Genomic DNA, 25,138 nt, shown 5'->3' with positions numbered 1-25,138 from the left:
GCTCAAGCCGAGCGCAGCGTCACGTCACCGCTTGTGCTGCGCGTCCGCGACCGTCACCTCGACGCGCTGGAACTCCTTGAGCTCGCTGTAGCCGGTCGTGGCCATCGCGCGGCGCAGGGCGCCGAAGAGGTTCATGGAGCCGTCGGGAGTGTGCGACGGGCCCGTCAGCACCTCCTCGATCGTGCCGACCGTGCCGAGGTCGACCTTCTTGCCGCGCGGCAGCTCCTCGTTGACGGCCTCCATGCCCCAGTGGTGACCCTGGCCGGGCACGTCCGTGGCGCGCGCGAGCGGGGAGCCGATCATCACCGCGTCCGCGCCGCAGGCGATCGCCTTCGGCAGGTCGCCGGACCAGCCGACGCCGCCGTCCGCGATCACGTGCACGTACCGGCCGCCGGACTCGTCCATGTAGTCGCGGCGGGCCGCCGCGACGTCCGCCACGGCCGTGGCCATCGGGACCTGGATGCCGAGCACGTTGCGCGTGGTGTGCGCGGCGCCGCCGCCGAAGCCGACCAGCACGCCGGCCGCGCCGGTGCGCATCAGGTGCAGGGCCGCGGTGTAGGTGGCGCAGCCGCCGACGATCACCGGGACGTCGAGCTCGTAGATGAACTGCTTGAGGTTCAGCGGCTCGGCAGCGGACGAGACGTGCTCCGCCGAGACCGTCGTACCGCGGATGACGAAGATGTCCACGCCCGCGTCCACGACCGCCTTGGAGAACTGCGCCGTGCGCTGCGGGGAGAGCGCGGCGGCCGTGACCACGCCGGCGTCGCGCACCTCCTTGATGCGCTGGCCGATCAGCTCCTCCTTGATCGGAGCCGCGTAGATCTCCTGGAGGCGGCGGGTCGCCTGCTCGACGGGCAGCTCGGTGATCTCGTCGAGCAGCGGCTGCGGGTCCTCGTAGCGGGTCCACAGGCCCTCGAGGTTCAGCACGCCGAGGCCGCCGAGCTCACCGATGCGGATCGCGGTGGCGGGCGAGACGACCGAGTCCATGGGGGCGGCCAGGAAGGGCAGCTCGAAGCGGTAGGCGTCGATCTGCCAGGCGATCGAGACCTCCTTCGGGTCCCGCGTACGGCGGCTGGGGACGACGGCGATGTCGTCGAAGGCGTACGCCCGGCGGCCGCGCTTGCCGCGCCCGATCTCGATCTCAGTCACGTCTGTGGCCTTTCCCTGATGCGTTTCAGCGTCTTCCAGTATCGCCGACGGCGACGACAGCGGCCCCGGCCCGCACGGCCGAGGGCGGCCCCGGAGCCCGGGGCCGCCCTCGGCAGCATGGTCCGCTCAGCCCTTGGTGGTGTAGTTCGGGGCCTCGACCGTCATCTGGATGTCGTGCGGGTGACTCTCCTTGAGGCCCGCCGAGGTGATCCGCACGAAGCGGCCCTTGCGCTCCATCTCCTCGATGGTGGCGGCGCCCACGTAGCCCATGGTCTGACGCAGACCGCCGACGAGCTGGTGCAGCACGTTGGACAGCGGGCCGCGGTAGGGCACCTGGCCCTCGACGCCCTCGGGCACGAGCTTGTCGTCGGTGGCGACCTCGGCCTGGAAGTAGCGGTCCTTGGAGTACGACCGGCCCTGGCCGCGGGACTGCATGGCGCCCAGCGAGCCCATGCCGCGGTACGACTTGAACTGCTTGCCGTTGATGAACAGCAGCTCGCCCGGGGACTCCTCGCACCCGGCGAGCAGGCTTCCCAGCATCACCGTGTCGGCACCGGCGGCCAGCGCCTTGCCGATGTCGCCGGAGTACTGCAGGCCGCCGTCGCCGATCAGCGGGACGCCGGCGGGGCGGGCCGCGAGGGAGGCCTCGTAGATGGCGGTGACCTGCGGGACGCCGATACCGGCGACCACGCGGGTGGTGCAGATGGAGCCGGGGCCGACGCCGACCTTGATGCCGTCGACACCGGCGTCGATCAGCGCCTGGGCGCCGTCACGGGTGGCGACGTTGCCGCCGATCACGTCGATGCCGATGCTCGACTTGATCTTCGCCATCCAGTTGAGGGCGTTGCTGTTGTGGCCGTGCGAGGTGTCGACGACCAGGAAGTCCACACCGGCCTCGGCGAGCGCCTGGGCCCGCTCCAGCGCCTCGGGGCTGGCACCGACGGCCGCGCCGACGAGCAGCCGGCCTTCGGCGTCCTTGGCGGCGTTCGGGTACTGCTCGGCCTTGACGAAGTCCTTGACCGTGATGAGGCCCTTGAGGACGCCCTCGTCGTCGACCAGCGGCAGCTTCTCGATCTTGTGCTTGCGCAGCAGCTGCATGGCGTCCGGACCGGAGATGCCGACCTTGCCGGTGACCAGCGGCATCGGGGTCATGACCTCGTGCACCTGGCGGGAGCGGTCGGTCTCGAAGGCCATGTCACGGTTGGTGACGATGCCGAGGAGCTTGCCGGCACCGTCGGTGACCGGCACACCGCTGATGCGGAACTTGGCGCACAGGGCGTCGGCCTCGGCGAGCGTGGCCTCCGGGTGGACCGTGATGGGGTCGGTCACCATGCCGGACTCGGACCGCTTCACCAGGTCGACCTGGTTGACCTGGTCCTCGATGGACAGGTTGCGGTGCAGCACGCCGACGCCGCCCTGGCGGGCCATCGCGATCGCCATGCGGGACTCGGTCACCTTGTCCATCGCCGCCGAGAGCAGCGGAATGTTGACCCGGACATTGCGGGAAATACGGGACGAGGTATCGACCGCGTTGGGGAGCACCTCCGATGCGCCCGGCAGCAGCAGCACGTCGTCGTAGGTCAGCCCGAGTGTCGCGAATTTACCGGGCACTCCGTCGACGTTTGCAGTCATGACACCTTCCCCAAATGGCCTTGATCGGTGCGGATGTCCATGCTAACGGGAAGCGCGGCGCTCACATTCCACGGTTCCGACCGGCTGCACTCTTCGTATGTTCGTACGGACTTCATGAGCGGTCCGTTCATGATTCACGAGTGACGTGCTCAAGAAGGGGCTGGTCGGGCCGGGTTCGCCACGCGGGGCTACTGCTCGGCCAGCGCCCGCAGTCTGCTCAGTGCCCGGTGCTGGGCCACCCGGACGGCGCCGGGTGACATTCCCAACATCTGGCCCGTCTCCTCCGCGGTGAGGCCCACCGCGATCCGCAGGAGGAGCAGCTCACGCTGGTTCTCGGGGAGGTTGGCGAGCAGCTTCTTCGCCCACTCGGCATCGCTGCTGAGCAGCGCGCGCTCCTCCGGCCCGAGGGAGTCGTCCGGGCGCTCCGGCATCTCGTCGGAGGGGATGGCCGTCGAGCCCGGGTGGCGCATCGCCGCACGCTGGAGGTCGGCGACCTTGTGCGAGGCGATGGCGAAGACGAACGCCTCGAAGGGGCGGCCGGTGTCCCGGTAGCGGGGCAGCGCGAGGAGGACGGCCACGCAGACCTCCTGGGCGAGGTCCTCGACGAAGTGCCGGGCGTCTCCCGGCAGACGGGACAGCCGGGTGCGGCAGTAACGCAGCGCGAGGGGGTGGACATGGGCGAGCAGGTCGTGCGTAGCCTGCTCGTCCCCGTCGACGGCACGGTGCACGAGGGTCCCGAACGCCCCCTGGGCCGTGCCCGCCTCGTCACCGCGCATCGGTCCATGGTGCCTTGCGGCCACACGATCCGTGGCACCGCGCCCATCGTTGTGCACCGAAGCGTTATGAGCAGGTGCGCCGGAACTCATCTCCTGCGCCCTCCCCTTCCGCTCGACCGACTCGTCCCCGAGGAACTCCACACCCTCAAGGATGCGGCATCCGCGACGAAACGAGCAGCGGGCACCCGGAAGACCGCTGTATCCACCCCCGCCCAGCCGGGGCGGGCGGGGATTTCGGGACCGGCCGACCGCTGCGGTTCGCTCTCCCGCCGGCGTTACCGGACCAGGCCCCACCGGAAGCCGAGCGCGACCGCGTGCGCGCGGTCGGAGGCGCCGAGCTTCTTGAACAGACGCCGCGCGTGGGTCTTGACCGTGTCCTCCGAGAGGAACAGCTCGCGGCCGATCTCGGCGTTGGAGCGGCCGTGACTCATGCCCTCCAGCACCTGGATCTCACGCGCGGTGAGCGTGGGCGCGGCGCCCATCTCGGCCGAGCGCAGCCGGCGCGGGGCCAGTCGCCAGGTCGGGTCGGCGAGGGCCTGCGTCACCGTGGCACGCAGTTCCGCGCGCGAGGCGTCCTTGTGCAGGTAGCCCCGGGCACCCGCGGCGACCGCGAGAGCTACACCGTCAAGGTCCTCGGCGACCGTGAGCATGATGATGCGGGCACCGGGGTCGGCGGACAGCAGCCGGCGCACGGTCTCGACGCCGCCCAGACCGGGCATGCGTACGTCCATCAGAATCAGGTCCGAGCGGTCGGCGCCCCAGCGGCGGAGGACTTCCTCGCCGTTGGCCGCCGTCGTCACGCGCTCGACGCCGGGCACGGTCGCGACCGCACGGCGGAGCGCCTCTCGGGCAAGCGGGGAGTCGTCGCAGACGAGGACGGATGTCATGGCCGTCCTCCGCAGCTGATGCGCGTCACCTTGAGCCTCCAGGCTGGTACGAAATCGTCACCTGTGCGGTCGACCGCCTCGGACGCCTGCCCGAGCGCTTGTGTTTTCAACCGCCTCCGCACTCTCAACGACGGTCACTCGAAAGAGTTACGGGGCTGCGTTACATCTCCGGCACTCTACGTGAGGGCCCGCGCACGGTGCAGACATGAACGACGGACTCTCAACTTTTCATCACAACCGTGCCCCATTTAGACCTTTTCCTTCCCGTTTCACGGTGTCTGGGGCTAGATTCGCAATGGGTCATATTTTCATCTCCTTAGACCGGAGATGTACGGTCGAGGGCACGGTATCCGCCCAGAACGGCACAAGGGGTCACGTAATGGCAGATTTCTCCCGCCTTCCCGGACCGAACGCGGACTTGTGGGACTGGCAGCTCCTGGCTGCCTGCCGTGGGGTCGACAGCTCGCTCTTCTTCCACCCGGAGGGCGAGCGCGGGGCGGCTCGGAGCGCTCGAGAGAACTCGGCCAAGGAGGTCTGCATGAGGTGCCCGGTCCGTGCCGAGTGCGCGGCACACGCGCTGGCGGTGCGCGAGCCGTACGGCGTGTGGGGCGGCCTGACCGAGGACGAGCGCGAGGAGCTCATGGGGCGGGCGCGGAACCGGCTGGTGACGGCGTCGTCGTCCGGCAGGAACCCCGCTCCGGGCACCTGACTGCCCTAATTGTCTGAAGGAACGTTTCTGCTCCATCTGGACGCTTCAGAACAAACACCGTTTCGGCCTTCCCGCATGGGCCCGAGCACGCGCGCGTGCGGGCGCATGAGGGGGGCACGCGCGCGTGCCCGCCACGCTCACAGTCGCTCGGCCGCCCGCGCCAGTTGCTCCAGCGTCGCCGCCACCGCCGGCACCTGGGCCAGGTCGGGCAGCGTGAGGGCGACGATCTCCCGCCGCATCGCCGGTTCCAGGGCTACCGTGCGCGCACCCCGGGGACGTACGGACTCGACCGCGAGCTGGGGCAGCACCGCGACGCCGAGTCCCGCGCCGACGAGGCCGACCACCGCCGGGTAGTCGTCGGTGGCGAAGTCGATGCGCGGGGTGAAGCCCGCACTCTCGCACACCTCCACGAGCTGGCCGCGGCAGCGCGGGCAGCCCGCGATCCAGGGCTCCCCGGCGAGTTCGCCGATGGCGACAGACCCCGAGGACGCTGTGCGCGCGAGGCGGTGCCGCTCGGGCACCAGGCCCACCAGACGGTCTGTCAGCAGGGGCCGTACGACGAGGTCGTCCCACTCCTCGGCGCCCGCCGCCCCCTCGTACCGGAAGGCCAGCGCCACGTCGCAGTCGCCCTCGCGCAGCAGCTCCACGGACCTGGGCGGCTCGGCCTCCTCCAGGGAGACGCGCGTGCCGGGGTGCTCGGCGCGCAGGGCGGCGAGGGCGGTGGGCACGAGCGTGGAGCTGCCGCTGGGGAAGGAGACCAGCCGCACCCGGCCCGCGCGCAGCCCGGCGATGGCCGCGACCTCCTCCTCGGCCGCGGTGAGCCCGGCGAGGATCCCCGACGCGTGCCGGACGAGCGCCTCGCCGGCCTGGGTCAGCCGCATCTCGCGCCCGCTGCGGACCAGCAGCGGGGTGCCGACGGAGGCCTCCAGCGCCTTCATCTGCTGGCTGACCGCGGGCTGTGTGCACCCCAGTTCGCGCCCCGCCGCGGAGAAGGAACCGGTGGCGGCGACGGCGCGCAGGACGCGGAGATGACGGGCCTCGATCACCCTTCGAGCATAAGCCGGGCTTGGACATGTCACCCAATAGTGCGTCGACACTTTGGGGGCGATCCACGTACCGTGCGGTCATGAAGCTTCTCTCGGTGAACGTGGGGCGGGCGAAGGCCGTGCCGTACACGGCCCAGTCGCAGGGTGTGACCGGCATCGACAAGCGCCCCGTGGACGGCCCGGTCCGGGTGAGTACTCCCGGCCCGAGCGGGATCGGCGCGAGCGGCCTGGCCGGGGACGCGGTGTGCCACCTGGAGCATCACGGCGGGGACGACCAGGCGGTGTACGCCTTCGCGCGCGAGGACCTGGACGACTGGGAGCGCGAGCTGGGGCGGCCGCTGGCGAACGGCGCCTTCGGCGAGAACCTCACCACCTGTGGCATCGATCTGACCGGCGCCCTGATCGGCGAGCGCTGGCGGGTCGGCTCCGGGCCCCTGCTGGAGGTCACCAGCGGGCGCGTCCCGTGCCGCACCTTCCAAGGCCACATGGCCGAGGGCGGCTGGGTGAAGAGGTTCACGCGGAAGGGTGTGCCGGGCGCCTACCTCCGGGTGATCGAGCCGGGTGAGATCCGGGCGGGCGACGCGGTCGAGATCGTGCACCGGCCGGAGCACGACGTGACGGTGGGCCTCGTGTTCCGCGCGGAGACGACCGAGCGCACGCTGCTGCCGCGCCTGCTCGCCGCGGGCGCCGCACTGCACCACAGAACGCTGGCTTCGGCCCGCGCGTACGCCGGGAAGCACGGCTCCTGATCGGCCGTCACCAGGGCTTTCGCAGAAGAAAACTTCCCCGGAAGTTTCACCTGTCGTGGGCCCTGTGCGCAGGGCGGACGCCCCCGCTCCGGGTCACTACGCTTGGGCCATGACAACGGCTCTGATTACGGGATCGACCGCGGGGATCGGTGCCGCGTTCGCGCGCCGGCTCGCGGCTGACGGGCACAACCTCGTCCTGGTGGCACGGGACGCCAAGCGGCTGCACGACCAGGCGACGGAACTGCACGACCGGCACGGCATCGAGGCGGAGGTGCTCGCGGCCGACCTGGCCGAGGACAAGGGCATCGAGCGGGTCGCCGCCCGCCTCGGCGACCGCAAGAACCCCGTCGACCTGCTGGTCAACAACGCGGGCTTCGGCAACAAGGGCCGCTATCTCGACGTCTCGATGGACGACGAGCTGAAGATGCTCAAGGTGCACATCGAGGCGGTGCTGCGGCTGACGTCGGCGGCGACGGAGGCGATGCGCGAGCGCCGGCGCGGTGGAGTCGTGAACGTCGCCTCGGTGGCGGCCTTCGTGCCGCGCGGCACGTACGGGGCGTCCAAGGCGTGGGTCGTGCAGTTCACGCAGGGCGCGGCGAAGGACCTCGCGGGCACCGGCGTACGGCTGATGGCGCTGTGCCCCGGCTTCGTGCGCACGGAGTTCCACGAGCGGGCCGGGATGGGCACGGACAACATCCCGGGCTGGCTGTGGCTGGACGCGGACAAGCTGGTCGCGGCGGCCCTCGCCGACCTGGCCCGCGGCAAGACGGTCTCGATCCCGGACCCGCGCTACAAGGCGCTGATGGGCCTGGTGAAGGTGACACCGCGCGGGCTGCTGGGCGGCGTGACCTCGAAGACGGGGCGCAAGTACGGGCCGCAGTGAGCCCCGCGCACGACCCGGCGGACGGCGTCGCACCGGTGGGAAAATGGGAGTGACGGGAAACCGGACCCAGGGGGGACCGGAGGCGGCGTCATGACGTTCGTACAGCTCATCGACTGCAGGACCAGCCGGTTCGACGAGATGGACCGGCTCATGGACAGGTGGGTCGAGCAGACCAAAGGGAAGCGGACCGCGACGCACGACATGGTCGGGCGGGACCGGTCCGACGCCTCGCACTTCGTCGAGGTCGTGGAGTTCCCGTCGTACGAGGACGCGATGCGGAACTCGAACCTGCCCGAGACCGACCGGATCTTCCAGGAGATGGTCGCCCTCTGCGACGAGATGCCGACGCTCATGGATCTGGACGTCGTACGGGACGAGCGCCTCTGTGAGAACACCGTGCGCAGGTTCTTCGCGGCGCTGTGCACCACGGGCGAGCTGCCTCCGCTCAACGACCTGCTGGATGAGGACATCCACAGCCATGACCCGATGAACCCGCAGGACACCATCGGGCTGGACAGCGTCCGCGCCGAGTTCCGGATGTGGCGCGGCGCCTTCGACTTCGTGTTCACGGTCGAGGACGTGTTCGCCCAGGGCGACCGGGCCTGCGCGCGCTGGACCTGGCGCGGCACGCACCGGGGCGACTTCCTGGGCATCGCACCCACCGGCCAGGAGGTCACCATGACCGGGATGACCCTGTTCCGGTTCGACGCCGAGGGCAAGATCGCCGAGCTGTGGTGGCAGCACGACCAGCTCGGGCTGATGCAACAGCTCGGCGCACTGGACGAGTTGGAGCGGTAGAACGGGCGAAGCCCCCGCCCCGGGAGCACCGGGAGCGGGGGCTTCGTCGTACGCGACTCGCGTGCCTCAGTGGGCGTGGCCGTGGCCGTGGCCCCCGGCGGCGGCCTCTTCCTCTTCCTTCTTCTCGACGACCAGGGTCTCGGTCGTGAGCAGCAGGGAGGCGATGGAGGCGGCGTTCTCCAGGGCGGAGCGCGTGACCTTCACCGGGTCGATGACGCCGGCCTTGACGAGGTTGCCGTACTCGCCGGTGGCGGCGTTGTAGCCCTCGCCCTTGTCCATGTCCTTGACCTTGGACACGATGACGTAGCCCTCGTGGCCCGCGTTCTCCGCGATCCAGCGCAGCGGCTCGACGACGGCGTTGCGGACGACCGAGACACCGGTGGCCTCGTCGCCGGACTTGCCGAGGCCGTCCTCGAGGACCTTGGAGGCGTGGACCAGAGCGGAGCCACCACCGGAGACGATGCCCTCCTCGACCGCGGCGCGGGTCGCGGAGATGGCGTCCTCCAGACGGTGCTTCTTCTCCTTCAGCTCCACCTCGGTGGCGGCGCCGACCTTGATCACGCACACGCCGCCGGCCAGCTTCGCGAGGCGCTCCTGCAGCTTCTCGCGGTCCCAGTCGGAGTCGGTGGACTCGATCTCGGCCTTGATCTGCGCGATGCGGCCCTCGACCTCGTCCTTCTTGCCGGCACCGTCGACGATCGTGGTGTCGTCCTTGGTGACGGTGACGCGGCGGGCGCCGCCGAGCACGTCCAGACCGACCTGGTCGAGCTTGAGGCCGACCTCCTCGGAGACGACGGTGGCGCCGGTCAGGACGGCCATGTCCTGCAGCATCGCCTTGCGGCGGTCACCGAAGCCCGGGGCCTTGACGGCGACGGCGTTGAACGTGCCGCGGATCTTGTTGACGACCAGGGTCGACAGGGCCTCGCCCTCGACGTCCTCGGCGATGATCAGCAGCGGCTTCGAGGCGCCGGCCTGGATGATCTTCTCGAGCAGCGGCAGCAGGTCCTGGATGGAGCTGATCTTGCCCTGGTTGATCAGGATGTACGGGTCGTCGAGGACGGCCTCCATACGCTCCTGATCGGTGACGAAGTACGGGGACAGGTAGCCCTTGTCGAAGGCCATGCCCTCGGTGAAGTCCAGCTCCAGACCGAAGGTGTTGGACTCCTCGACGGTGATGACACCGTCCTTGCCGACCTTGTCCATCGCCTCGGCGATGAGCTCGCCGACCTGCTGGTCCTGGGCGGACAGCGCGGCGACGGCGGCGATGTCGGACTTCTCGTCGATCGGCCGGGCCGAGGCGAGCAGGTCCTCGGAGATGGCGGCGACGGCGGCGTCGATGCCCTTCTTCAGGGCGGCCGGGGAGGCGCCGGCGGCGACGTTGCGCAGGCCCTCGCGGACCAGCGCCTGGGCCAGCACGGTGGCGGTGGTCGTACCGTCACCCGCGATGTCGTTGGTCTTGGTCGCCACCTCCTTCACCAGCTGGGCGCCCATGTTCTCGAACGGGTCCTCGATCTCGACCTCACGGGCGATGGTGACGCCGTCGTTGGTGATGGTGGGGGCACCGAACTTCTTGTCGATGACGACGTTGCGGCCCTTGGGGCCGATCGTCACCTTGACCGTGTCGGCCAGCTTGTTGACGCCGCGCTCGAGGGCGCGACGGGCGTCCTCGTCGAACTTCAGGATCTTCGCCATGACAGCGTGAGCCCTCTCGGAAGATTTGGGGTGAAAGAAACTGCGCCCCGGGCGCCCGGCTTCTTATGGGTCGCGGGGGGCCAGGGGCGCAGCTCGAAGCAACTGTGTGTGCTCGACGGTGAATTACTTCTCGATGACCGCGAGGACGTCGCGGGCCGAGAGGACGAGGTAGTCCTCGCCGTTGTACTTCACCTCGGTGCCGCCGTACTTGCTGTACAGCACGACGTCGCCGGTCTTGACGTCGAGCGGGAGACGCTCGCCGTTCTCGAAACGGCCCGGGCCCACGGCCAGGACGACGCCCTCCTGGGGCTTCTCCTTGGCGGTGTCCGGGATGACCAGGCCAGACGCCGTGGTCTGCTCGGCGTCGAGCGGCTGGACCACGATGCGGTCCTCGAGCGGCTTGATGGCAACCTTGCTGGCGGTCGTCACGATCCGACCTCCCCCTTCGGAGATCTCACGGGGTTAACTGTCTGAGGTGGCGACCAGGTGGATCCGTCGTCGCGGGTGCCGGACCTGCCCGTCGCTGTGTTGGCACTCTCCAGGGGGGAGTGCCAAAGCCGAGACTATGACTGCGATTAGCACTCGGTCAAGCGGAGTGCCAATTGCCTGCGGCGCGTCAGCCGAGGGTGCCGGTTTGGCGTACGGGGTTTACGGCGCTGCGGTGTTGGGGTGGCCGCTCCCGGGGGCTGCGCCCCCAGGCCCCCGCTGTCGGCCTGAACGGCCTCGTCCTCAAGCGCCGGACGGGCTGTTTGGCTACAGGTAGTCCTCGATGCGGGCTACCGTCAGGCCCTCCTTCTGGAGGCGGCGCAGGACCCTGGTCGTACGTTCTCTGATGTCGTCCGGGCCGATCTGGACGATGTCGCCGGGGCGGAGGCGGTGGTCGCCGTGGGTGTAGGAGAGGCCGCCGGAGGTGACGGTGGCGCGCCAGAGGACGACGGCCGCCACACCGCAGTCGGCGGCGGCGCGCAGGGTCGTGGTGTCGTACCGGTCGTAGGGCGGGCGGAAGAAGCGGGGGCGGATGCCGAAGCGGGACGTGAGTTTGTCCTGCTGGCCGCAGATCTCGGCGCGCTGGCCGGCGTAAGGCAGGCCGGGGAGCGCGGGGTGGTCGAGGGTGTGGTTCTGCACGCCGGCGCCGACCGAGCGCAGGCGCGCGAAGTGGGCGTAACCGGGGCCGACTACGGTGTCGGTGAGGAACAGGCTGACCGGGAGCCGTAGTTCGCGGACCATGTCGACGAAGCGTGGGTCCTTCTCGGCGCCGTCGTCGTAGGTGAGGAAGACGACCCGGTCGCGGGTGGGGACGTGGTCCACGACGGGCGCCAGGGCGGGGCCGGCCGTGCGGGGCGGCGCGGGGCGGGAGGCGGGCCTCGGGGCCGGGGCGAGCGGGGCCGGCAGCCCCCAGCGGCGGTACGGCTGCCGCGCGGCCGGGGTGTGGGAACGTACGCTCTGGGCCGCCTTCTTGCCGAGCCGTTCGATGGGGTCGACGGACTGGGCGCAGCCGGTGAGCAGGGCGGCGGCGGCCAGTACGGCCGCGGCGGCCCGCACGGCGCGGCGCGGGGCGGGTGCGGGGCTCACAGGTAGTCCTCCAGGCGTGCCACCGCGAACCCGTCGCGGGTGACCCGGTTCAGGAAGCGCCGGACCATCTGGGTCATGGTGCCGTTCCACTCGGCCGGGTCCTGGAAGTGGGAGAGGACGATGTCGCCGGGGTGCAGGTTCCGGTCGTCCTCGCGGTACTCCCAGTGGTCGGCGAAGACCTCCTCGCTCCAGATCGGGGCGTACTTGATCCCGCAGGACCGGGCGGCGAGCAGGGTGTCCCGGTCGTAGTTGCCGTAGGGCGGGCGGAAGACGGTCGGCCGCTTGCCGAACTGCTTCTCCATGACGTCCTGCATGCCGCAGATCTCGTCCCGCTGTTCCTCGTAGGACAGGCCGGGCAGGTAGGGGTGGTGCAGGGTGTGGTTGTCGAGGGTGACGCCCTGGGACCGCATCCGCCGGAAGTAGCCGTAGTCGTCGCCGGCGGATTCGTCGGTGAGGAAGGCCGTGTACGGGATCCGCAGGTCGCTCATCATCCGCAGGAACCCGGGGTCCTTCTCGGCGCCGTCGTCCAGGGTGAGGAAGACGACCTTCTGCCGGGTGGGGATCGTGGTGAAGACCGGGGGCAGGTCCAGTTCCTCCTGGTCGCGGACCTCGAAGCCGGCGCGAACGGTGATCCTCGGCTTGTGCGCGGGAGGCGGCGGGGGCAGCAGCGGGACCCGGCCCAGGCCCCAGCGGTCGGCGGCGGCGACCAGGGCGTCGTGGTCGGCGCCGAGCCGGGCCGCGTAGCTGTCCAGGGCGGGGGCGGCGGGCGCCTTGAGCGGCTGCTGACCGGGAGCCGGTAGTACGTCCGTTCCCCTGCCCGACGCCGAGCAGCCGGGCATGACGGCGACGAGGGCCAGCACGGCGATGCCGCCCCGGACGGCCGCCTTCCTCACCAGCGCCCCGTATTTGTCATTTTGTCGCACCGCTCGCATGGTGCCGGATCCTCGCAGGCACGGGAGGCGTTCTGGGCCCGACACCGCCGCCGGAGGCGCGGCGTCCACCGGCTGGCCCACAATGACCCGGTGAACGACCTGCTCTCCTTCCGCTCGCTGCTCACCCCCGAGGGCCTCGCCCTCCTCGACGAGGTGCGCGACACCCACCCGTCCGACGAGCTCGCCGTCGCCACCCGGCTGCGCCGCGACCACCCCGCCGACCTGGTCTCGGCGGCGCTCGGCCAGGCCCGGCTGCGCCAGCGCGCCGCGGCGAAGTTCGGCGCCGAGGACGCGGCGCGGATGTTCTTCACGCCGAACGGGGTCGAGCAGTCGACGCGGACGAGCGTGGCGACGTACCGGGCCGGCCGGCTGAACGAGCTGGGGGTGACGTCCGTCGCGGACCTGTGCTGCGGGATCGGCGGCGACGCGATCGCGCTGGCGCGGGCCGGGATCCGGGTGCTGGCCGTCGACCGGGACCCGCTGACGGCGGAGGTCGCGCGGGCGAACGCCGAGGCTCTGGGGCTGGAGGACCTGATCGAGGTGCGGGAGGCGGACGTCACGGAGGTCGACACCTCCGGGTACGACGCCGTGTTCGTGGACCCGGCGCGGCGCGGCGGCCGGGGCCGCATCTTCGACCCGGAGGCCTACTCGCCGCCGTTGTCCTGGGCGGTGGGCGCGGCGACGGCCGCTCCGCGCGCTGCGCTGAAGATCGCGCCCGGCATTCCCCACGAGGCGATCCCGGCCGAGGCCGAGGCCGAGTGGATCTCGGACGGCGGGGACGTGAAGGAGGCGGTGCTGTGGTTCGGCGCCGGGGTCCGTCCGGGCGCCATGCGCGCGACGCTGCTGCCGGGCCCGCGCTCGCTGGTCGGTCGGGGGCTGCCCGACCCTGAAGTGCGGCCCGTGGGGCGGTACTTGTACGAGCCCGACGGCGCCGTCATCCGCGCACACCTGGTGGCGGACGTCGCCGAGGAGGTCGGGGGCGGATTGATCGACCCGACCATCGCCTACGTGACGTCCGACGAGCTGCACGACACGGTCCACGCGTCGGCGTACGAGATCACCGATCAACTCCCCTTCAACGTCAAGAAGCTGAAGGCCCTGCTGCGGGAACGCGGCGTCGGCACCCTGACCGTGAAGAAGCGCGGTTCGGCGGTCGAGCCGGAGGAACTGCGGAAGAAGGTCAAGCCACAGGGACCGAACGCGGCGACGGTGTTCCTCACCCGGGTCGCGGGGGCGCCGACGATGCTGATCGGCGGTCCAGTGGGCTGAGCCCGAGGCGGGGAACGTGAACACCCCGCCCCAGCTGACTGGGGCGGGGTGTTCATGGAGCGCCGGGCAGGCCTTGCACCTGCATTTCCCCGCAGGAAGCGGGGCGTCTTTCCTTGGACCACCAACGCACTGCGTCCGTACCGGAGTTCCGGCCGTTCGCGTGTCATGATCATAGCCGGTCGGCGGGGCGTCACGCCACCTCAGGAGGTGAAGTCCCCGTCCACCGACTCGAATCGCCAGCGGTGCACGGCCCGGGTGATCAAGTCCGTGTCCGGTTCGGGCAGTTCCGGGAGGTCCGCGTCGTACGGGGCGTCCCACCAGGTGATGACCAGGACGCGGTCCTGGGGTGCCCGGAGGATCTCGCGGCGGAGCGGCCGTTCGGCCGGCTCCTGTGCGCGGGCCCAGGCCAGGAGTTCCTCGCCCCGGCCCGCTCTCGCCCGCGCCTCCCACATCAGCGCGACCGTCACGAGTACAGGTTCTCCTGGCTGACCTCGTGCACGTGGTCATGGCCGTGGCCCTGCCCGGGGACATGCGGATCCGTGACCGGCAGCGAGGAGTCGGCGGACAGGTCCCAGTCCGAGGCGGACCGGTTACGGGCCACCATCTCCGCGCCGAGCGCGGCGACCATCGCGCCGTTGTCCGTGCACAGCTTGGGGCGCGGGACGCGCAGCCGGATGCCGGCCTTCTCACAGCGCTCCTGGGCCAGGGCGCGCAGCCGGGAGTTGGCCGCGACGCCGCCGCCGATCATGAGGTGGTCGACGCCCTCGTCACGGCAGGCCCGCACCGCCTTCCTGGTCAGCACGTCGACGACCGCCTCCTGGAAGGAGGCCGCGACATCACGCACCGGGACTTCCTCGCCCGCGGCCCGCTTGGCCTCGATCCAGCGGGCCACCGCCGTCTTCAGCCCGGAGAAGGAGAAGTCGTACGCCGGGTCGCGCGGGCCGGTCAGGCCGCGCGGGAAGGCGATGGCCGACGGGTCGCCCTCGCGTGCGTAGCGGTCGATGACCGGGCCGCCCGGGAAGCCGAGGTTCAGCACGCGGGCGATCTTGTCGAAGGCCTCCCCCGCCGCGTCGTCGATCGTCGCGCCCATCGGGCGGACGTCGGAGGTGATGTCCGAGGACAGCAGCAGCGAGGAGTGGCCGCCGCTGACCAGGAGCGCCATCGTCGGCTCCGGGAGCGGGCCGTGCTCCAGCTGGTCCACGCAGATGTGGGAGGCGAGGTGGTTCACGCCGTACAGCGGCTTGCCGAGGGCGTAGGCGTACGCCTTGGCCGCCGAGACGCCGACCAGTAGGGCGCCGGCCAGGCCGGGTCCGGCGGTGACCGCGATGCCGTCCAGGTCGCGCGCGCTCACGCCCGCTTCCTTCAGCGCGCGGTCGATGGTCGGGACCATCGCCTCCAGGTGCGCCCGGGACGCCACCTCGGGCACGACGCCGCCGAAGCGGGCGTGCTCCTCGACGCTGGACGCGACGGCGTCCGCCAGCAGGGTCGTGCCGCGGACGATGCCGACGCCGGTCTCGTCGCAGGAGGTCTCGATGCCGAGTACGAGAGGCTCGTCGCGTGAGTCAGCCATTGATCTCGGTTTCTTGTACGGAGTTTGACGGGTCGGTGAGGCTCATGACCAGGGCGTCGACGTTGCCCGGCTGGTAGTAGCCGCGCCTGAACCCGATGGGGGCGAAGCCGAAGCGCTCGTAGAGCTTCTGCGCGCGGATGTTGTCCACGCGGCACTCGAGCATCACCTCGGCGCACTCGAAGGCGGTCGCGGCTCGCAGCAGTTCGGTCAGCAGGCGGGCGCCGAGGCCGGTGCCCTGGAGGTCGCGGGCGACGGCGATGGTCTGGATGTCGCCCAGGTCGCCCTGGGCGGCGAGTCCGGCGTAGCCGACGATCTTCCGGTCGCCCCCGGTGGCCACGATGTACCGCCGGGTCGCCTCCGGGCCCCGGGAGTGGGCCAGCTCGGACCAGAACATCCCCCGCGACCAGGCGTCCTCGGGGAAGAGGGCCTTCTCCAGCTCCAGCACCGGGTCGATGTCCCACCAGCGCATCTCGCGCAGCGCGGGCAGCTCGGGCTTCGTGGGCTCGGTCACTTGGGGGTGACCACCTTGTAGTTCTTGGGGACCTGTGCGTCGGGCCGGCGCAGGTACAGCGGCCTCGGTGGCGCCAGCTCCTCCCCCGCGGCGAGCTTCTCGGCGGCCAGCGCGGCGAGGGCGGCGGCCGAGACGTGCTCGGGCTCGTGGACCTTCGGGAAGGTGTCCGGGTAGAGCAGCGCGCCCGCGCCGACGGCGGGCAGGCCGGCGACCCTCTCGGCGATGTCGGCGGGCCGGTCCACGGCCGGGTCGGTCAGCCGCGTGCGCGAGTCGGCGTACGTCGCCCAGTAGACCTCCTTGCGCCGGGCGTCGGTCGCCACGACGAAGGGGCCCTTCTCGATGTCGGCCGCGTAGGCGAGGCCGTCGAGCGTGCAGACGCCGTGCACGGGGACACCGAGGGCGAGCCCGAAGGTGTCGGCGGTCATCAGACCGACGCGCAGGCCGGTGTACGGGCCGGGCCCGGTACCGACGACGATCCCGGTGACGGCGTCCAGCTTGAGCCCGGCCTCGGCGAGCACACGGTCGACGGCAGGGAGCAGCAGCTCGCCGTGCCGGCGCGCGTCCACCTGGCTGGAGGAGGCGATGACGGCGTCTCCGTCGTGCAGGGCGACGGTGACGGCAGGGGTGGCGGTATCCAGAGCGAGCAAGAGCACGCGAACAGCCTACGGCTCCCGCGCTGCGTGCAGGGCCGCCCCGGCAGGACGGTCACGGACTGCTACCGTCTGCACGAAGTACGACATATGACGCGAACAGAGGTGGGCGCACGTGGCAGGGACCAGTTCGCAGATCGTGGCCGGGCTCACCGCGGCGGCCGTCACGACGGTCGGGTTCCTCGCCTACCAGGCCTCGGCGAACGTCCCTGCCGGTCTCGGCGGCAAGGCCCGGCCGAGCGCCTCGCCCGCGGCGGCCGTCAAGGCACCCCGGGACAAGCGCCACCCCGACGCCCTGCCCTCGGGCTCCGGCAAGGGTGAACGCGTCGTGTACTCGGTGGACGACGACCGGGTCTGGCTGGTCGGCGAGACCAACCGGGTCCAGCGCACGTTCAAGGTGACCCCGGGCAGCGTCGATCCGGCACCGGGCAGTTACGCGGTCATGTCCCGCTCCAACGCGATCACCGGCACCGACGGCACCCCCGTCGAGCACGTCGTGCGCTTCACCACCGTGGGTGACGTGGTCGTCGGCTTCAGCGCCGCCGTGGGCGAGACGGCGGGGCAGGCCGACTCCAGCACGAAGACGGGCGGCATCCGGGAGACACGCACGGACGGCGACGCGATGTGGAACTTCGCGACGATCGGCGTACCGGTGGTCGTGATCCGCTAGGGTCTGTCGTTTGGATCAGGCCGGCTGTGAGGTGCGGTACTTCTCGACCGACACGAGCGGGGTCTGGTGCGTGCAGCTGCAAGGCGGAGGAGGGCGTCGACGCGATGGGGGTCCCCCCGCGCGAGCGGAGCCGAGCGTGGGGGAGTTGGCAACCGACGACAACGCGGCAGATGTGCGTGCCAGACCCCGCGACGCCGGGATGATCCAAACGACAGGCCCTAGCGGTCGTCACGATCCGTCGGCGGTACGCCCCGCGGGCACTGTACGTCCCCGCGGGCACCGTACGTCCCGCTAGGCGGCCTGCGCCTCCGTCGGCCCGTGCCCCGGCACCGGCTGCGGTGCCCGCGGTCCGGGGTCGCGCGGCGGGCGGGAGATCGCGTCGGCGGCCGCGCACGAGGCCAGCAGATCGCGCATGGACACCCCGGCGGGTGCGGCCGGCCGCAAGGGCACCTGCGCCTGCGGATCCGGTACGGCCGCCGCGTTCGACGAAGCCGGCATGGACGCCTCCTGAGGACCGGGGGCGGGCGTAGTTAGGCACACCTAACTACGGACTGGATTCCATGTGACCACGCCCGACACGTCCGGCGCAACGTCTTGCCGACATGTCGTCGGAAAGTTCAGGCGGTGAGCGCCCCGAGGTCCACGCTGCCCCAGCGGCCGCCGAGGCCGGTCAGCGTCACGTGCCGGACCTCGTCGGTGGTGTCGCCGACGGCGCGGTGGATGGTGACCTGGAGCCGGTCGTCGGTCAGCTCCTCGACCTTGCCCTCGCCCCACTCCACGACGATCACCGAGTCGGGCAGCGAGACGTCGAGGTCGAGGTCCTCCATCTCGTCCAGGCCGCCGCCCAGCCGGTAGGCGTCGACGTGGACGAGGGGCGGGCCGTCGCCGAGCGAGGGGTGCACCCGCGCGATCACGAAGGTCGGGGAGGTGACGGCGCCCCGCACACCGAGCCCCTCGCCGAGTCCGCGGGTGAGCGTCGTCTTGCCCGCACCGAGCTCCCCGCTGAGCATCACGAGATCGCCCGCGCGCAGCAGCTCGGCGAGCTTGCGGCCCAACTCCCGCATCTGCTCCGGGGCGTTGATCGTGATCTCCACGGCGTTGGGGTCAGCCGGGTCCTGCGGCGCTGCTGGTGCTTCCATAGCCCATTACGGTAGCCCCTGCCGGTACGGCGCCCGCGCGGGTGAGCAGGTCGGCGAGCCGGTCGGTGACCACCTCCGGGTGCTCCAGCATCACCAGGTGACCGGCGTCGGGGACGAGGACCAGCTCGGCGTCGGGCAGCAGGTCGGCGATGGCCTCGCTGTGCTCGCTGGGCGTGACGAGGTCCTGGACCCCGGCCAGCACCAGTACCGGCATGCCGGTGAAGCAGGCGAGGGCCTCGGTCTTGTCGTGCTCGGTGAAAGCCGGGTAGAACTCGGCGACCACGTCGATGGGCGTGGCCTCGATCATCCGCTCGGCGAACCGCTCGACGGCCGGGTCCACGTCCCGGGACGCGAACGAGTACCGCTTGATGACCCCGGCGAACAGATCGGCCGTCACCCGGCGGCCCTTCTCCACCAGTGCCGCCTGCTGCCCGAGCGCCTTCAGCACTCCGGGGAGCACCCGGCGCACCGCGTTGACGCCGGCGACGGGCAGCCCGAAGTTGACCTCGCCGAGCCGTCCCGGGGACGTGCCGACGAGGGCGGTGGCGACGACCCGGTCGCGGATCAGGTCAGGGTAGTGCGCGGCGAGCGCCATCACCGTCATGCCGCCCATGGAGTGGCCGACCAGGACGATCTTCCCCTCGGGCGCGGCCGCGTCGATGACGGCCTTCAGGTCGCGGCCGAGCTGGTCGATGGTGACGGGTGTGCCGCCGCCCCGCCCGGAGCGTCCGTGGCTGCGCTGGTCCCAGTGCACGGTCCGGACGACGCCGCGCAGCGCCGCGCGCTGGAAGTGCCAGGAGTCCTGGTTGAGGCAGTAGCCGTGGCTGAAGACGACGGTGACGGGGGCGGGCGCCTTGCGGCCGAAGAGCCGGCGCCGCCGGGGCGCCGGTCCGCCCTCGGGCTCGACGTCGTCGACCTCGTAGTACAGCTCTGTGCCGTCGTCGGCGTACGCCTTGCCCGGGGTGCCGCGCAGGGTGCCGTACGGTCCGGCCGAGTCCAGCGCCAGCCGGGCCCGGCGGCGCATCCCGCGGCCGACGGTCATCCGCTCCAGCGCGACACCGGCGGCGGCGCCCGCGGCGAGCACGCCTATCGCGGTCCCGGCGACGCCGGTGGCCCGGCGCCAGCCGGCCCCCGTGGCGGAGGCGACGGCCGCCGTGGCGGCTTCCGCGACGGCCTCCGCGCTGCTCTCGCTCACGTAACCGCTCCTCTTCGCCGTGCTGCGTTCGGTGGGGGGTGTTGCGCGTGTTGCTGGTGTGGTGCCTGTTGCGACTTGCGGTATCTGTTTTGCCGCTGTGGCTGTGGCTGTGGCGATTCTTGCCGGTCTTACAAGCCGCTGTTCACATAGACGCGGGGAACGCGCGATCCGATCCGGGTGACGATCTCGTACCCGATCGTGCCCGCGGCCTGCGCCCAGTCCTCCGCGGTCGGCTCGCCGCGGTCGCCGGGGCCGAAGAGGACGGCCTCCGCGCCGGTCTCGGGCTCGTCGCCGCCCAGGTCGACCACGAACTGGTCCATGGCGACCCGCCCGGCGATCGTCCGCCACTTGCCGCCGACCAGGACCGGGCCGGTGCCGGAGGCGTGCCGCGGGATGCCGTCCGCGTAGCCGACGGGCACGAGGCCGAGGGTTGTCTCGCCCGGAGTGACGTAGTGGTGCCCGTAACTGACGCCGTGTCCGCCGGGGACGTGCTTCACCAGCGCCAGCGACGCCGACAGGGTCATCACCGGGCGCAGACCGAAGTCGGCCGGGACGCCGATCTCGGGGCTGGGCGAGATGCCGTACACCGCGATGCCGGTGCGGACGAGGTCGAAGTGGCTCTCGGGCAGCGTGAGCGTGGCCGGCGAGTTGGCGATGTGCCGCACCTCGGGGCGTGCGCCCTGCTGTTCGGCATACGTCACCATCTCCCGGAAGCAGGCGAGTTGGGCCTGGATGGAGGGGTGGCCGGGCTCGTCGGCGCAGGCGAGGTGCGACCACAGGCCGGTGACGCGCAGCAGGCCCTCGCGCTCGGCGCGCAGGGCGGCGGCGACCAGTTCGGCCCAGTCGTCGCCGGGCTGGCAGCCGTTACGCCCGAGCCCGGTGTCGGCCTTGAGCTGTACGCGCGCGGGCCGGCCGGCCTGCCGGGCCGCCTCGGTCACCTCGCGCAGCGCCCACATGCCGCTGACCGACACGTCGAGGTCGGCCTCGATGGCCTCCCGCCAGGGCCCGCCCGGGGTCCACAGCCAGCACATGATCCGCCCCGTCAGGCCGGCCTCGCGCAGCGCGAGCGCCTCCTCCGGGGTGGCCGTGCCGAGCCAGGTCGCGCCCGCCTCGACGGCGGCGCGGGCGCAGGGCACCGCGCCGTGGCCGTAGGCGTCGGACTTCACCACGGCCATCAGGGCCGCGCCCGGCGCATGGGCTCGCAGGGCCCGCACGTTGGCCCGCAGGGCGGCCAGGTCGATCTCGGCGCGGGCGCGCAGGGGCGCGGTCGGGGCAGCTGCTGTCTTGTTCATGGCGCCCCCAGTCTCTCAGAGCCCTCCGCCACCCCCGGGGCGCAGCCTCGGCGACGCCCCCGGGTACGCCGCCCACGGACCGTTCCACCCGCCCTGTCCGCACCCCCGGCGCACCCGCCAATCGCACGCCCCGCAACGCACCCCGCGCGCGTCGCGCACGCGCCAGTCCCGCGTCGGTCCCGCACGTCCCGTCACGCACCCGGAATCGCGGCGGCCACGTCCTGGGCGCCCGCCGGGGCGCCGCCGGACGCGTATCGGCCGACGAGCCCGTACGCCCGGCCCGCCCGCCGATCACACCTCCCGCGCCGCCGCACACCCCGCGCGCATCGCGCACGCGCCCGCCGCGCGTCAGTCCCGCACATCCCGCCCCGCACCCGGAATCGCGGCGGCCACGTCCTGGGCGCCCGCCGGGGCGCCGCCGGACGCGTATCGGCCGACCAGTCCGTACGCCCGGCCCGCCCGCCGATCACACCTCCCGCGCCGCCGCACACCCCGCGCGCATCGCGCACGCGCCCGCCGCGCGTCAGTCCCGCACATCCCGCCAGTTCGTACATCCGGCGCACCCGCCGATCACACGCCCCGCCCCGCGTCAGTCCCGCACGTCCCGCCACGCGTCCGGAATCGCGGCGGCCACGTCCTGGGCGGCTGCCGGGGCGCCGTCGGATGCGTACCGGCCGGCCAGGCCGTGCAGGTAGGCGGCCACGCTGCCCGCGTCGCGCGGTGCCAGGCCCGAGGCCAGCAGGGAGCCGGCCAGGCCGGAGAGCACGTCGCCGCTTCCGGCGGTGGCGAGCCACGGGGTGCCGGTGGCGTTGACGCGTACGGGGCCGCCGTCCGGGCCGGCGACGAGGGTGGTCGAGCCCTTGAGGAGGACGGTGGCGCCGTAGCGGGCGGCGAGTTCGCGGGCGGAGGTGAGCCGGGCGCGCTCGACCTGCTCGCGGTCCACGCCGAGCAGGGCGGCGGCCTCCCCGGCGTGCGGGGTCATCAGGGTCGGGGCGGTGCGCTCCCGTACGGCATCCCGGTCGGCCAGGCGCAGCCCGTCCGCGTCGATCAGCACGGGGACGTCGGCCGCGAGGACCTCCGCCACGGTGGCCGCGTCGTCCCCGGCGCCCGGTCCCGTGGCCCAGGCCTGCACGCGCCCCGCCTTGCGCGGGCCCCGGTCGGACACGAGCGTCTCGGGGAAGCGGGCGATGACCTCGTCGGCGGCGGGCCCGACGTACCGCACGGCCCCGGCCCCACCGTGCAGCGCGCCCGCAACGGCGAGCACCGCCGCGCCCGGATAGCGCGCCGACCCGGCGGCGACGCCGACGACACCGCGCCGGTACTTGTCGCTCTCGGCGGTGGGCACCGGCAGCAGCGCGGCCACGTCGGCGTGCTGGAGCGCCTCCACGTCCGGCTCGTCCGGCAGATACGGATCGAGCCCGATGTCGACGAGGCGCACGAAACCGGCGTACTCCCGCCCTGGATCTATCAGCAGCGCCGGCTTGTACGCCCCGAACGTCACGGTGAAGTCGGCCCGTACGGCGTCGCCGCGCACCTCCCCCGTGTCCGCCTCGACGCCGCTCGGCAGGTCGACGGCGACCACGGCGGCCCGCGACCGCTCGGCCGCCTCCGCCAGCCGTGCCGCGTCCGGGCGCAGCCCGCCCTTGCCGCCGATCCCGACGATGCCGTCGACGACCAGGTCGGCCCGATCGATCGGCCCCTCGGCGGCCTCGGGTCGTACGACGGAGCCGCCCGCCCGGCGCAGCGCGGCGAGCCCGCCGGGATGGGTGCGGTCGGGCGACAGCAGGACGGCGGTCACGCCCGCGCCTCTCCGGGCGAGCCGGGCACCGGCGTAGAGGGCGTCGCCGCCGTTGTCGCCGCTGCCGACCAGCAGGACGACCCGGCTGCCGTAGACCCCGCCGAGGATGTCGGCGCAGGCGGCGGCGAGCCCGGCGGCGGCACGCTGCATGAGGGCACCGTCCGGGAGCCTGGCCATCAGCTCCCGCTCGGCTGTTCGGACCGTCTCGACGCTGTACGCGGTTCGCATAACGTCGAGTCTGCCGTCACCCTTCGGCGATCACCACCGCCGAGGCGACCCCGGCGTCATGACTGAGCGACACGTGCCAGGACCGCACGCCGAGTTCGGCCGCGCGCGCCGCCACCGTCCCGGTCACCCGCAGCCTCGGCTGCCCGGACTCCTCGACGAACACCTCCGCGTCCGTCCAGTACAGGCCGGACGGCGCGCCCAGCGCCTTGGCCAGGGCCTCCTTGGCGGCGAAGCGGACGGCAAGGGACGCGATGCCGCGCCGCTCCCCGCTGGGCAGCAGCAGCTCGCTCTTGAGGAAGAGCCGGTCGACCAGCCCGGGCGTACGTTCCAGGGACGCCCCGAACCGGTCGATCTCGGCCACGTCGATACCGACCCCGATGATGCTCATGCCTCGCACCTTACGGCGCCGCGTTCACGCCACGGCGAGCTCGCGCCGCGCCGCCTCGCCCCGGTTGCCGTTCCCGGTCAGCGGCCGGCGGCAGCCCTGGCGTCGGACGGGCGGCGGCGCAGGGACGGGGTCGTCACGGCCGGCGGGGCCCACGCGCCGTCCGGCGGGTAGAGGTCGGTGCCGGGCGGCACGATCTCGTCGATCCGGTCGAGCGCGGCGTCGTCCAGGACCACGGACGCCCCCTTGAGCGTGTCCCGGAGCTGCTCCATCGTGCGCGGGCCGACGATCACGGACGTGACGGCGGGGTGCGCGAGCGGGAAGGCGACGGCCAACTCCGGCAGCGTGCAGCCCACTTCGTCGGCGACGGCGACGAGCCGCTCCACCGCCTCCAGCTTCGCGGCGGTGAGCGGGGCGTCGGGGTCGAAGCGGGCCGGGTTGATGGTGGGACGCCCGCGGCTCAGATCGAGGTCCTGGCCCTGGCGGTAGCGGCCGGTCAGGAAGCCGGAGGCCAGCGGGCTCCAGGTCAGCACGCCCATGCCCAGGCGCTGCGCCACGGGCAGCACGTGCTTCTCGATGCCACGGGCGAGCAGCGAGTACGGCGGCTGCTCGGTGCGGAACCGGTGGAGCCCTCGACGGTCGGCCACGTGGTGGGCCTCCACGATCTCGTCCGCCGGGAAGGTGGAGCAGCCGAACGCCCGGACCTTGCCCTGGCGTACCAGATCGGTCAGGACGGAGAGCGTCTCCTCGACGTCGGTCGTGCGGTCAGGGCGGTGCACCTGGTACAGGTCGATCCAGTCCGTGCCCAGCCGGCGCAGGCTGTCCTCCACCGCCCGGACGATCCACCGACGGGAGTTTCCGCCCCGGTTGGGGCCCTCCCCCATCGGGAAGTGGACCTTGGTCGCGAGCACCACGTCGTCGCGACGGCCCTTGAGCGCCTTGCCGACGATGGTCTCCGACTCCCCGGCCGAGTACATGTCGGCCGTGTCGACGAAGTCGATCCCCTCGTCGAGCGCGGCGTGGATGATCCGGACGCACTCGTCGTGGTCGGGGTTGCCGACACTGCCGAACATCATGGTGCCGAGGCAGTAGGCGCTGACCTCGATGCCGGTACCGCCCAGAACGCGATGGCGCATGCAACTCTCCTAGATCGCAGCCATGTTGAGAACGCCGCGACCCTACGAGTTGGAGTCCGCTTCAGGGCAAGGAGAGGAGCCGCTGAACACCCGCCTGCGCCATCCGTGTTGATTACCCGGCAAGCTCAGTGACGGCAGAACTGCCGGATCCCCTGCCTGAATCCGTCGCGATAACCGTCACGGAAGCCACGTTCGTAGGAGTAGTCCCTGAAGGAACGCCCTATCCCGTCCCATCGGCAGTCCTGTCTGGCATCCCTGAAGCCCCACCTGAAGCCATCCCTGTAGCCCCGGTCGTAGTCCCGTGGCCTCTCGACGGCCGTGGACACACTCGCGTGGGTCTCGCTCGGCGAAGCGGCCGAAGCCTGTTGCACGCCGGCCAGGGAAAGGGCGAAGACGAGGGCCGAGCTCCAGACGATGGGTCGCTTCCAATGGCTAGCGTTCATGACATGCCCCTCTGTCGCATGAGCCAC

Annotated in this window: 26 protein-coding genes; 6 read left to right on the top strand and 20 right to left on the bottom strand. The window is 72.0% G+C overall.

Features of this window, described 5'->3' with window-relative positions:
• Positions 1–24: 24 nt before the first annotated feature.
• The 4 genes from QFZ74_RS18995 to QFZ74_RS18980 all read right to left on the bottom strand — a co-directional run bounded on the left by QFZ74_RS18995 (position 25) and on the right by QFZ74_RS18980 (position 4,444).
• Entirely contained in the window at positions 25–1,149 is a 1,125-nt protein-coding gene (locus QFZ74_RS18995) for a GuaB3 family IMP dehydrogenase-related protein (protein ID WP_307621989.1), read from the bottom strand.
• 126 nt (positions 1,150–1,275) lie between these two features.
• Positions 1,276–2,781 (bottom strand): IMP dehydrogenase, encoded by a 1,506-nt coding sequence (guaB, locus tag QFZ74_RS18990; protein ID WP_307621988.1) that lies wholly within the window; start codon positions 2,779–2,781, stop codon positions 1,276–1,278.
• Positions 2,782–2,969: 188 nt separating this feature from the next.
• On the bottom strand, positions 2,970–3,557 hold the full coding sequence (locus tag QFZ74_RS18985) for a sigma-70 family RNA polymerase sigma factor (protein ID WP_307621987.1): 588 nt from the start codon (positions 3,555–3,557) through the stop codon (positions 2,970–2,972).
• A gap of 275 nt (positions 3,558–3,832) precedes the next feature.
• Entirely contained in the window at positions 3,833–4,444 is a 612-nt protein-coding gene (locus tag QFZ74_RS18980; RefSeq protein ID WP_003948568.1) for a response regulator transcription factor, read from the bottom strand.
• Positions 4,445–4,823: 379 nt separating this feature from the next.
• Between QFZ74_RS18980 and QFZ74_RS18975 the strand changes: the two genes are divergently transcribed.
• Entirely contained in the window at positions 4,824–5,153 is a 330-nt protein-coding gene (locus tag QFZ74_RS18975) for a WhiB family transcriptional regulator (RefSeq protein WP_307621986.1), read from the top strand.
• Positions 5,154–5,290: 137 nt separating this feature from the next.
• On the opposite strand, the gene QFZ74_RS18970 is transcribed toward QFZ74_RS18975, so the two are convergent.
• Positions 5,291–6,199, bottom strand: coding sequence for a LysR family transcriptional regulator (locus tag QFZ74_RS18970; RefSeq protein WP_307621985.1), 909 nt, complete (start codon positions 6,197–6,199; stop codon positions 5,291–5,293).
• An 80-nt stretch (positions 6,200–6,279) separates the two neighbouring features.
• Between QFZ74_RS18970 and QFZ74_RS18965 the strand changes: the two genes are divergently transcribed.
• The 3 genes from QFZ74_RS18965 (at position 6,280) to QFZ74_RS18955 (ending at position 8,629) form a co-directional block, all read left to right on the top strand.
• On the top strand, positions 6,280–6,948 hold the full coding sequence (locus tag QFZ74_RS18965) for an MOSC domain-containing protein (RefSeq protein ID WP_307621984.1): 669 nt from the start codon (positions 6,280–6,282) through the stop codon (positions 6,946–6,948).
• Between the two features lie 109 nt (positions 6,949–7,057).
• Positions 7,058–7,831, top strand: coding sequence for an SDR family oxidoreductase (locus QFZ74_RS18960; protein WP_307621983.1), 774 nt, complete (start codon positions 7,058–7,060; stop codon positions 7,829–7,831).
• A 90-nt stretch (positions 7,832–7,921) separates the two neighbouring features.
• On the top strand, positions 7,922–8,629 hold the full coding sequence (locus tag QFZ74_RS18955; RefSeq protein WP_307621982.1) for an ester cyclase: 708 nt from the start codon (positions 7,922–7,924) through the stop codon (positions 8,627–8,629).
• Between the two features lie 66 nt (positions 8,630–8,695).
• Here the strand turns inward: QFZ74_RS18955 and groL are convergent, their stop codons facing one another.
• The 4 genes from groL to QFZ74_RS18935 form a co-directional block, all read right to left on the bottom strand.
• Entirely contained in the window at positions 8,696–10,321 is a 1,626-nt protein-coding gene (gene groL, locus QFZ74_RS18950; RefSeq protein WP_307621981.1) for a chaperonin GroEL, read from the bottom strand.
• A 123-nt stretch (positions 10,322–10,444) separates the two neighbouring features.
• Complete coding sequence (gene groES, locus QFZ74_RS18945) at positions 10,445–10,753, bottom strand: co-chaperone GroES (protein WP_307624198.1); 309 nt, start codon at positions 10,751–10,753, stop codon at positions 10,445–10,447.
• A gap of 321 nt (positions 10,754–11,074) precedes the next feature.
• The gene (locus QFZ74_RS18940) at positions 11,075–11,893 is read right to left on the bottom strand and encodes a polysaccharide deacetylase family protein (RefSeq protein WP_307621980.1); all 819 of its coding nucleotides are present in this window, start codon (positions 11,891–11,893) and stop codon (positions 11,075–11,077) included.
• On the bottom strand, positions 11,890–12,825 hold the full coding sequence (locus QFZ74_RS18935) for a polysaccharide deacetylase family protein (protein WP_307621979.1): 936 nt from the start codon (positions 12,823–12,825) through the stop codon (positions 11,890–11,892). Before QFZ74_RS18935 ends, QFZ74_RS18940 begins: the two co-directional genes overlap by 4 nt.
• A gap of 90 nt (positions 12,826–12,915) precedes the next feature.
• Between QFZ74_RS18935 and QFZ74_RS18930 the strand changes: the two genes are divergently transcribed.
• The gene (locus QFZ74_RS18930; protein ID WP_373462408.1) at positions 12,916–14,094 is read left to right on the top strand and encodes a methyltransferase domain-containing protein; all 1,179 of its coding nucleotides are present in this window, start codon (positions 12,916–12,918) and stop codon (positions 14,092–14,094) included.
• 200 nt (positions 14,095–14,294) lie between these two features.
• Here the strand turns inward: QFZ74_RS18930 and QFZ74_RS18925 are convergent, their stop codons facing one another.
• From QFZ74_RS18925 to tsaB, 4 genes are read right to left on the bottom strand one after another with little or no spacing between them, the layout of a single operon-like run.
• The gene (locus QFZ74_RS18925; RefSeq protein ID WP_307621977.1) at positions 14,295–14,561 is read right to left on the bottom strand and encodes a hypothetical protein; all 267 of its coding nucleotides are present in this window, start codon (positions 14,559–14,561) and stop codon (positions 14,295–14,297) included.
• On the bottom strand, positions 14,558–15,664 hold the full coding sequence (tsaD, locus tag QFZ74_RS18920; protein ID WP_307621976.1) for a tRNA (adenosine(37)-N6)-threonylcarbamoyltransferase complex transferase subunit TsaD: 1,107 nt from the start codon (positions 15,662–15,664) through the stop codon (positions 14,558–14,560). The genes QFZ74_RS18925 and tsaD overlap by 4 nt, the downstream gene beginning before the upstream one ends.
• The gene (gene rimI / locus QFZ74_RS18915; protein WP_307624196.1) at positions 15,657–16,133 is read right to left on the bottom strand and encodes a ribosomal protein S18-alanine N-acetyltransferase; all 477 of its coding nucleotides are present in this window, start codon (positions 16,131–16,133) and stop codon (positions 15,657–15,659) included. The genes tsaD and rimI overlap by 8 nt, the downstream gene beginning before the upstream one ends.
• A gap of 38 nt (positions 16,134–16,171) precedes the next feature.
• Positions 16,172–16,828 (bottom strand): tRNA (adenosine(37)-N6)-threonylcarbamoyltransferase complex dimerization subunit type 1 TsaB, encoded by a 657-nt coding sequence (tsaB, locus tag QFZ74_RS18910; RefSeq protein WP_307621975.1) that lies wholly within the window; start codon positions 16,826–16,828, stop codon positions 16,172–16,174.
• Positions 16,829–16,940: 112 nt separating this feature from the next.
• On the opposite strand from tsaB, the gene QFZ74_RS18905 reads away from it, so the two are divergent.
• Positions 16,941–17,495: a hypothetical protein gene (locus QFZ74_RS18905; protein WP_307621974.1), complete on the top strand. Its 555-nt coding sequence runs from the start codon at positions 16,941–16,943 to the stop codon at positions 17,493–17,495.
• A 291-nt stretch (positions 17,496–17,786) separates the two neighbouring features.
• On the opposite strand, the gene QFZ74_RS18900 is transcribed toward QFZ74_RS18905, so the two are convergent.
• The 7 genes from QFZ74_RS18900 to QFZ74_RS18870 form a co-directional block, all read right to left on the bottom strand.
• The gene (locus QFZ74_RS18900; protein ID WP_307621973.1) at positions 17,787–17,993 is read right to left on the bottom strand and encodes a hypothetical protein; all 207 of its coding nucleotides are present in this window, start codon (positions 17,991–17,993) and stop codon (positions 17,787–17,789) included.
• Positions 17,994–18,112: 119 nt separating this feature from the next.
• Positions 18,113–18,634: a tRNA (adenosine(37)-N6)-threonylcarbamoyltransferase complex ATPase subunit type 1 TsaE gene (tsaE, locus tag QFZ74_RS18895; protein ID WP_307621972.1), complete on the bottom strand. Its 522-nt coding sequence runs from the start codon at positions 18,632–18,634 to the stop codon at positions 18,113–18,115.
• Positions 18,600–19,829: an alpha/beta fold hydrolase gene (locus QFZ74_RS18890; RefSeq protein ID WP_307621971.1), complete on the bottom strand. Its 1,230-nt coding sequence runs from the start codon at positions 19,827–19,829 to the stop codon at positions 18,600–18,602. Before QFZ74_RS18890 ends, tsaE begins: the two co-directional genes overlap by 35 nt.
• A 128-nt stretch (positions 19,830–19,957) precedes the next feature.
• Positions 19,958–21,121, bottom strand: coding sequence for an alanine racemase (gene alr / locus QFZ74_RS18885; protein ID WP_307621970.1), 1,164 nt, complete (start codon positions 21,119–21,121; stop codon positions 19,958–19,960).
• A gap of 589 nt (positions 21,122–21,710) precedes the next feature.
• A complete protein-coding gene (locus QFZ74_RS18880) occupies positions 21,711–23,147 on the bottom strand; it encodes an NAD(P)H-hydrate dehydratase (protein ID WP_307621969.1) in 1,437 nt (478 codons plus the stop codon).
• Between the two features lie 16 nt (positions 23,148–23,163).
• Positions 23,164–23,535, bottom strand: a complete 372-nt coding sequence (locus QFZ74_RS18875; protein WP_307621968.1) for a holo-ACP synthase — start codon at positions 23,533–23,535, stop codon at positions 23,164–23,166.
• Positions 23,536–23,612: 77 nt separating this feature from the next.
• Positions 23,613–24,668 (bottom strand): aldo/keto reductase, encoded by a 1,056-nt coding sequence (locus QFZ74_RS18870; RefSeq protein WP_307621967.1) that lies wholly within the window; start codon positions 24,666–24,668, stop codon positions 23,613–23,615.
• Between the last annotated feature and the right edge of the window lie 470 nt (positions 24,669–25,138).

Origin of the sequence: Streptomyces sp. V3I7, assembly GCF_030817495.1 — a bacterium.
Taxonomy (GTDB): Bacteria; Actinomycetota; Actinomycetes; order Streptomycetales; family Streptomycetaceae; genus Streptomyces.
The sequence above is the reverse complement of the archived record's forward strand: the minus strand, read 5'-3'. Positions and strand labels throughout refer to the sequence as shown.